Annotated in this window: 6 protein-coding genes and 3 pseudogenes; 4 read left to right on the plus strand and 5 right to left on the minus strand. The window is 70.2% G+C overall.

What is annotated here, in order from left to right:
• Window positions 1-15 precede the first annotated feature (15 nt).
• From SCWH03_RS21790 to SCWH03_RS21800, 3 genes are read right to left on the minus strand one after another with little or no spacing between them, the layout of a single operon-like run.
• Window positions 16-744, minus strand: coding sequence for a TIR domain-containing protein (locus SCWH03_RS21790; protein WP_254076933.1), 729 nt, complete (start codon window positions 742-744; stop codon window positions 16-18).
• Window positions 741-2,336 carry an AbeC-like domain-containing protein gene (locus SCWH03_RS21795; RefSeq protein WP_173265981.1) on the minus strand — a complete coding sequence of 532 codons (1,596 nt, stop codon included), beginning with the start codon at window positions 2,334-2,336 and terminating at the stop codon, window positions 741-743. Before SCWH03_RS21795 ends, SCWH03_RS21790 begins: the two co-directional genes overlap by 4 nt.
• A gap of 55 nt (window positions 2,337-2,391) precedes the next feature.
• Window positions 2,392-3,174, minus strand: coding sequence for a hypothetical protein (locus tag SCWH03_RS21800; protein ID WP_254076934.1), 783 nt, complete (start codon window positions 3,172-3,174; stop codon window positions 2,392-2,394).
• A gap of 460 nt (window positions 3,175-3,634) precedes the next feature.
• Between SCWH03_RS21800 and SCWH03_RS29300 the strand changes: the two are divergent.
• The 3 genes and pseudogenes from SCWH03_RS29300 to SCWH03_RS21815 form a co-directional block, all read left to right on the plus strand.
• Window positions 3,635-3,829, plus strand: a pseudogene (locus SCWH03_RS29300) (phosphopantetheine-binding protein); the annotation flags it as partial.
• 295 nt (window positions 3,830-4,124) lie between these two features.
• On the plus strand, window positions 4,125-4,742 hold the full coding sequence (locus SCWH03_RS29305) for a hypothetical protein (RefSeq protein ID WP_254076938.1): 618 nt from the start codon (window positions 4,125-4,127) through the stop codon (window positions 4,740-4,742).
• A 415-nt stretch (window positions 4,743-5,157) separates the two neighbouring features.
• On the plus strand, window positions 5,158-5,541 hold the full coding sequence (locus tag SCWH03_RS21815) for a hypothetical protein (protein ID WP_216854780.1): 384 nt from the start codon (window positions 5,158-5,160) through the stop codon (window positions 5,539-5,541).
• Here the strand turns inward: SCWH03_RS21815 and SCWH03_RS21820 are convergent.
• A pseudogene (locus SCWH03_RS21820) lies at window positions 5,519-5,824 on the minus strand (N-acetyltransferase); the annotation flags it as partial. The gene SCWH03_RS21815 and the pseudogene SCWH03_RS21820 overlap by 23 nt on opposite strands.
• Window positions 5,825-6,120: 296 nt before the next feature.
• On the opposite strand from SCWH03_RS21820, the gene SCWH03_RS29310 reads away from it, so the two are divergent.
• A complete protein-coding gene (locus SCWH03_RS29310; RefSeq protein ID WP_254076937.1) occupies window positions 6,121-6,183 on the plus strand; it encodes a transposase domain-containing protein in 63 nt (20 codons plus the stop codon).
• 21 nt (window positions 6,184-6,204) lie between these two features.
• Here the strand turns inward: SCWH03_RS29310 and SCWH03_RS21830 are convergent.
• Window positions 6,205-6,522: pseudogene (locus tag SCWH03_RS21830) on the minus strand (transcriptional regulator); the annotation flags it as partial.
• Window positions 6,523-6,715 lie beyond the last annotated feature (193 nt).

Genomic DNA, 6,715 nt, shown 5'->3' on the forward strand with positions numbered 1-6,715 from the left:
CCTGCCCGCCGCCCCTCAGGCCAGTCGGTGGTACGCCGCCAGGCGCGTGAAGTACGAGATGTCCCGCCAGTCGGGCCGGGTGTCGTCGAGATCGCAGTGGGCCCCCTTGAGCCGTTCGACGATCTTCGAGACGGCGGCCTCTGAGCCGTCGAAATGGACCACGTTGCGGCCCGCGAGGTCCGAGGCGGGCCGTACCTGGCCTACCTGCACGATGATCGTCCGCTCCGGGTAGGCCATCAGCGCCATACCGAGTTCGATCAGGACGTTCTGACGCGGCTGCCCGGTCAACCGCACCTCGTGGGGCTGCTCGTTGAACCCCATCAGGTGCGGATGGAGCATGGCGACGTCGTCCGGTGTGAGCAGGACCAACGCGGCCTGGGCCTGCGACAGCGCCTTCTCGACGACCTCGCCGAGGAACGGAGCGGTTCCCCCGGCGCCTCGGACCAGTCGCTCCCACTCCAAGGGGCGCAGGTCGAGCCGGCGCAGCAGCCCGAACATCGCCGTGCGGACCTCCTCGTCGCGGCCGTGCACGACGAAGACGCTGCGGCTGCGGCCGTGGTCCGCCTGCGCCTGCGCCTGCGCCTGCGCCGCGCGCGCCGCCTCCTGCCCGCCGGCCGGCTGCTGCTGCTGCTGTGGGGTGTTGTGGACGTTGTATCCGATATTGCTGTTCGTGCCGCCGAAGAAGTTCTGGTTGTTCTCGCCGGTGGTGTAGCCCTGGCTCATGTTCGACTTCCTGTTCCTCATGATGAACGCGGTTGGGGGGGTTGGTAGTTGTGCGCGATGTTGCTGTTGGTGCCGCCGAAGAAGTTCTGGCTGTTGTCGCCCAGCAGGATGTTGGTCTGCGCCCGGTCGTGCTCGGCGAGGTCCACGTCGTGCTCGTCGAGGAACGCACGGATGTTCTCGAGCAGCCGGCGCTCCACGATCTCCGTGTACTTGGTCGCGTCCGTGTGCTGGAAGAAGTGGTGGTAGGTCTCGCTGGTGGCCAGTTCCCTGACACTGGCCACGGCCCCGCAGTTGCGCCACGGGCTGATGTAGCGGCCGAGCCCGAACTCGCTGGTGTCCGCGTGCTCGTCGCCGAGCAGCCGCTCGGCCATCACCCTTCGGGCCCTTCTGGCCTGCCACGGCTGGATCCACGGGACGGCCCACGTCGGCAGGAAGCGCACAGGGATCAGCCACAGCGGCCAGACCGCCAGAGCGACGCACCAGCGCACCATGGCCGTCAGCATGTCCCACGCCACCCGTAGCGCCAGCCGCCCGTCGATGGCGCTGGGCAGCTGGTCGACGAGGTGGAAGTCCTTGACGAGCGGGCCGAGCACATAGGTGTGGAACTCGGTGTGCAGGGTGTTGCCCCTGATGTCGAACCCGACGAACATCGAGGTCACCAGCTCCTCGTCCCACGACCCGACGCGTACGCACAGGTACTCGCGGGCGGCGTCGTAGTCCTCGCGCCAGTGGATGCCGGGCAGGGCGTCCACGCCGGGCAGTTCGGACCAGCCGGGGCCTTGGGTGCGGTCATTGGTGCGGATCGCCGTGGAGTAGCGGCGCTGCTCCACCGTCAGCCCGTCGATCCGCTCGTCGGGGCGCGCCTCGTCGCGGAGATCGGCGTTCATCCGGGCGGCGATCTGGCGGGTGATGTCGTCGACGGTGAACGGGACGACCTGCCTGCGCTCGATGGTGTCGAGGTCGGGAGGCATGCCGTTCTCACTCTTGCGCGCCATCAACCGGGTCCTCGGCGCGCCCAGCAGCAACTGCGCGTAGGACCAGTCGTGCACCTGCAGGCCCGCCCCGACGAAGGGCCGGTAGCCGCCGTAGAAGACCATGCCGCTGCGGCCGGCCTGCTCGTGGTCGATCTTGTGGGCGAGTCCGGCGGTCAGCCGCACATGCGACGGACACGCCCCGTCGAAGCCGCCGTCCGGCCCGTTCTCCCGCAGCCGGGTCATGAGGATGTGCAGGGTCACGATCCTGCGCAGATAGGCCGCCGCCCACGGCAACCAGATCAGCACCAGGAAGCCGAGGGACCCGGTGAGCACCCCGCTGGTCGTCAGCAGCCAGACCACGGCCGCCGAGACGCCCGCCGTTGCCCACTGGATCCTCTGCAGCCTGCGCGCGGCGAGGGCGTGGGCAAGGACCGACACGGCGTCGTAGCCGAAGGAGGGCGCCACGACCCGGACATGACCGTCCAGGAGTTCCCGGATGACCGCCTTCCGGTAGCCGGGATCGAGGTAGGCGCCCGCTGACAGCAGCCGGGTGGCTCTGGTGCGCGCGTACTCGCGGTGTACCGGCGGCCGCTGCGGCGGCGTGCCGGGGGGTGGGGGGGACAACTCTTCTGTGGCCATGGTGGTTCCCGCTCCGCTCAGGTGGGCGCACCGCTCCGGGCACGCAGGGTGGGTGTCAGTCGGTCCGGGTCGCCGTGCCGCTGCTGATCACACCGCCGCGGACGGTGTAGAGGGCGTTGTACGAGCGGGTGCTGCCGTCGGACTGGAGGGCCTCGATGGTCAGCCGCACCCTGGTGCCCTGCACGTACCTGATCTCGATGGCGTTCCGCTCGGTGTCGGCGTAGCCCGAGACGAAGCGGTCGTATCCGGACTCCAGATTGCTGCCGCCGAGAGCCCAGGCCGTCCGGTAGTCGCGCTTGTTGATCGCTTCGAAGTAGGCGGTGACGACATCGCCGGGGCCCCTGGTCGCGTTCGCGGCGCCCGGAGTGCCCGGTGCGGTGCCCGTCGGGTCGGCGTAGCCGTCGTCGCGGTAGCTGCCGGTCGTGGTGGCCTCGGGGGTGGGCGGGGCGTCCGGTGTGTCGGTGCCGCCGTACCGCCATGCGGGGCCCGTCGTCGGGGGGGTGCGGGTCGGGTGGTCGGATGTGCGTGCACGGTCCGAGCCGAAGGAGTCCGAACCGAAGACGCCGGATCCCGACCTCCCCGACGACCCCGACGACCCCGACGATGCTGACGACCCCGACGAGCCGGGGGAGGCGGACGAGGTGGAGCCCTCGGCCAGGCTGCCCGTCAGGGTCGTCATCAGGGCGAGCAGCAGTGGTGCGGCGGTGACCGCGAGTCCCCAGGTACGGCTGGGACCGCTCGGAGGAATCAGCCCCGGGGCGCGGTAGGAAGGCGGCGGACGGTGGGTGGCCGGCGGCTCGGGATGCTTCGCGTACGGTGGCAGCCCTGGGTCGGTCATGGGGTTCTCCAGAGGTCACGGCAGTGCGGCGCACCCGCCCCGAAGGCCTCACGGGGTCCGTGCCGTACGTGTGTACGCGACGGGCCCGCCGCGGGGGCGACGATGGACGGCGGCGCGCGGAATAGCGGTTGACGCATCCGATGCGACCAGCGCCGCCGCTTCCGTGCCCAGAACCGATCTGCTTCCGATCCGCTTCCGGACCGCCCCGGAGCGCTTCGGAGCGCTTCGGAGGGCTTCGAACCTGCCCGGCCCGCCCCGAAGTGCCCCGGAGCGCCCCGGCCCGGCCTGGTGGGCGGGGCCAAGTTCAGCGAGCAGGCCGCCCGGCGGATGCGCCCCGCCATCGGCTGCACCCTCCAGCAGCAGGTCTTCGGGCCGCACCGGCGACATCGTGCGCCTGACCGAGACCGGCCACCTGGTCGTCGAGGGACGGGCCAAGAACCAGGCGCTCACCGTGGAACAGATGCGCGAGGACATGGCCGAGGTGCTCGGCGAGTCCGTCGACGACCTTCCCGGCGACGAGAACCTCGTCGACTCCGGACTCGACTCCGTCCGCCTGATGGCCCTGGTCGGGCGCTGGCGCGACGCACACGGACCCGACATCTCCGTGGCCGCCCTCGCCGAACGGCCCGCCATCGGGGAGTGGGCGAACCTGCTGACCACCCCTCGAGCGTCGCGCGCGGCGGCTTCGATACCCGATCACGGCCTCGGCCTGGTCGGGCGGCCGAGAGGGACGGCCAGGCGGCCGTGCCCCCCGGCGCGGCCACCGGGCCGCCGCCCGGGGTCTCCCCGGCCACCGACCGCCGGCGGTCGACGGCCGGAAGTGAACCGTCGCGTCCCGGCTGGCCGACTTGGCTCCATGGCACCTTCCCCATGTGGACTCCCGTCACTACTGTCCCTCGGGCGCCTCGCGAAATCGCCGCGAGGCCCTCGGGAAGGGGAATACGGTGAGAGTGAGAACCGCATCGATCGCCGGGTTGGTTGCCGCCGCCGCCACCGCGTCGCTCCTCGCGAGCCCGGCTCACGCCCATTCGGCCGAACTCGCCACCTTCCGTCTGGGAATCCAGCTGGCCGACGACGGTGGCGCCTCCCAGTTCGGTCAGGAACAGTTCACCAACAACGTCAAGTTCGGCAACAGCGTCTCGGCCTGGGCCGGTGACGCGAACAAATTCGACCCCGACGCCGTCCGCCTCAATCTGGAGACCAACCCCGGCGATCCATTGATCGGCCGGGACTTCCGCATCGGCGCCCAGGCCATGGACAAGGGCAGCCACCTCGGACCCGTGCAGTACACGCCGTGGGCCAGCGCCGGCGGCGGCCAGTCCGACTTCGTCACCGACGACAACGGCTGGGATCCGGACGAGTACCGGCTCTTCCTCGACACCCGGGCCTGGCCCTCGTCCGCGTCCCTGGTGGACTTCCGGATCTCGGTGACGGCCGTCGACAAGGGAGTGCCCGGGGTGCCGGCGTTCACACCGTGGGCCGGTCAGGGCGGGGGGCGCAGCCCCCTGGCGCTGGATACCAACGGGTTCGACTTCGACGGCTTCGTGCTCGGCCTCGAAGTTCGCTAGCGTCACCCCCGGTGCCGGTCGACTCCGTCCGCGCCACCGAGCGGCGCGGACGCCCCGGGAGAGACCGGGCGGCCGTCATCCGCACCGGCATCCCGATCCGGATCTGGAGCTGGCCCCGGAACACCGGCAACCAGGCTTTGATCCGATCGGCGACTCTGCTGCGCAGTTCGGCCGAGCGGCGCGGACAGCCCGGAGGGACCGCTAGCTGGTTCTCCATGATCAGGTGTCTGAGCTGCATGTTTGCGGTTTGTGATCTTTGTGGGGGGTGCAGGGTGGTGGTGTCTTCGGTGCCAGGCCCGGAGCATCTGCTGTGCCCACGCCCGCTGCTGTCATGACGCGCCGACTGCGCGCCTTCGAAGCCCGTGCCGTCGAGCTCCGGCAGCGGATCATGGCTCTGGAGTAGGAAGCGGACCAGGTGGACAGGGAGATCACCCGCCGGCGTGTCGGCAGCGAGGTCGCACAGGAACTGCGCGGTGATACCGGCCAGGCTGCTGTTTCCTGCAGCCTGTCCGGCGACAAGGAGGCGCCGGGCGACGCGGAGGCAAAGAGCCCTGCCGGCGCAGGTGCCGGCGCTGGAGGTGAGTCGCGGTGTGTGCCGCAACGGCAGGAGGGTGTGCGGTGTCAGCTCAAGCCGCTCGTCCAGCGGGACTGGCTGTCCAGCGCCGACGGCCGGGAGTTCGGCATGTCCGCGACCGAACGGAACCGTGCCGTCATCGGCCAGAGCCAAGCGCACAGGAGCGACCTGGCCTCGCGGTCGGATGGAGATGTGGGGCCGGTCAGTGGCTGGCTCGGATCATGACTGTGAGTATCGCCGAGGCCGGTGACGGCTGGCTCTGGCCGATGTCCTCGTATCCCCATGACTCGTAGAGCGCGTGGACCTTTCCGTCCCCGGCGGCAGGGCTGACCATGAGCGTCACGTACGGCTCGTCGCGGATGGCGAGGAGGGCGTCGTGGATGCGGCGGGCGGTGCCGGTCTTCCGCCAGGTCGGGCGGACGCCGATCTCCTTCAGGGCCACGGCCGGATGCTCGGTGTACTTCTCGGCCGGCGTCGGGCTGGTGCGCTGCCAGGCGGGGGAGACGTGGGGGGAGTCGGACTACGTCTTCACCACCCGCACCGGTCGCACCTGCGACACCCGCTTTAGGACACGGCCGTGAAGTTACGGCTCCGGTGGTGTTGGCAAGTGCGCTCTGATCTGCGGCGGCTCCGGACGTGAGGAGCGGAGCCCCGGTAGAACTGGCAGTCGACCAAGACAGCCGTTCACAACACCGGAGGCTCCGCTGTCGGATCAGTGTGTCATCACGCGTGAAATCGTGGTAGCCAAGGGCCTGTTCGCCCCAGGTCACCTGGGGGGAACTCACCCAGATCGTCCCGTTCGAGATGGTTGATGCGGCCCTGGCCGAGACCGGTGCCGTCCAGCAACGACTGCGGAAGATCCCCTGAGCTGCACTGGTTCTCGTGCTGTCAGCCCGAAGCGGGCAGAGCCGACAGTCGGTCGCGGAACTCTCGTACGGCAGGCACCGCGGAGTGCGGTTCGAGGTAGCGGTTGAACTTGGTCAGCCGGACGTGTGCCCGGTCGGAGCGGATGCGGTTCTCCAGCAGTTCCAGACCGACGTTGGCGGCATCGAGAGCGCCGTCGAGGTCTCGGGCTGCCAGTCGTGCTGTGGCGAGGCGGCCGGAGCGGACAGCCCGGTCGCGCGGTACCGCCTGGTCGATCGCTACGGCGAGGGCGCTGGTGGCTCGCTCGGGGAAGCCGGAGCGCAGCATGATCTTGCCCTCGGTGGACTTGAGCTGGGCCTCGCCGTACCAGCCGAGCCAGTCGGGGCGGTCGCCTTCGCGGTGGGCGCCCCCTCTCTGTCAGCCTTGGGTGAGACGCCCCGCTTCGGCGGGTTAGCCTGAGAGGGCACGACAGGAGAACCACCCCCTCATGACCAGCACCAAGCCCGCCGGATCCGACCCGGCTCCACGGCCGAAG

The organism is Streptomyces pacificus, assembly GCF_011766325.1.
In the GTDB taxonomy this organism is placed as follows: Bacteria; Actinomycetota; Actinomycetes; order Streptomycetales; family Streptomycetaceae; genus Streptomyces; species Streptomyces pacificus.